The sequence below is a fragment of the Lacinutrix cladophorae genome (genome assembly GCF_053604645.1).
The window spans coordinates 1-401 of sequence record NZ_JBSHNR010000063.1 but is presented as its reverse complement, the minus strand read 5'-3'; the positions used below and the strand labels follow the sequence as shown (position 1 = coordinate 401).

The following is a 401-nucleotide window of genomic DNA, read 5'->3' as shown; positions in this document are numbered from 1 at the left end:
GATACTTTAACAACAGGAACTTCAGATCCAGAAACAGTAACCGTATTAGAAGGAGTTGAAACAGCAACAACCGATGATGGTTATGCACCAGTAGTTGGAGATTTAAGTGGAGTTGTATTCGAAGATCTTAACGGCGATGGAATACAAGATCCAGGAGAAGAAGGAATAGAAGGAGTAGAAGTTGTAATTACTGATGTTAACGGAGACGAAACAACAGTAACAACAGGAACGGATGGCTCATGGACAGCAACAGACATTCCTGTAGGAGATGCAGAAATAGATGTTGATGAAACAACATTACCAGCAGATATTACAGATACTTTAACAACAGGAACTTCAGATCCAGAAACAGTAACCGTATTAGAAGGAGTTGAAACAGCAACAACCGATGATGGTTATGC

General features: G+C 39.9%; 1 protein-coding gene. It reads left to right on the top strand.

Annotated features, from left to right (window positions below):
* Window positions 1-401 (top strand): SdrD B-like domain-containing protein (locus ACVC3Y_RS00645; RefSeq protein WP_452225804.1); only part of this gene is annotated, 401 nt, incomplete at both ends.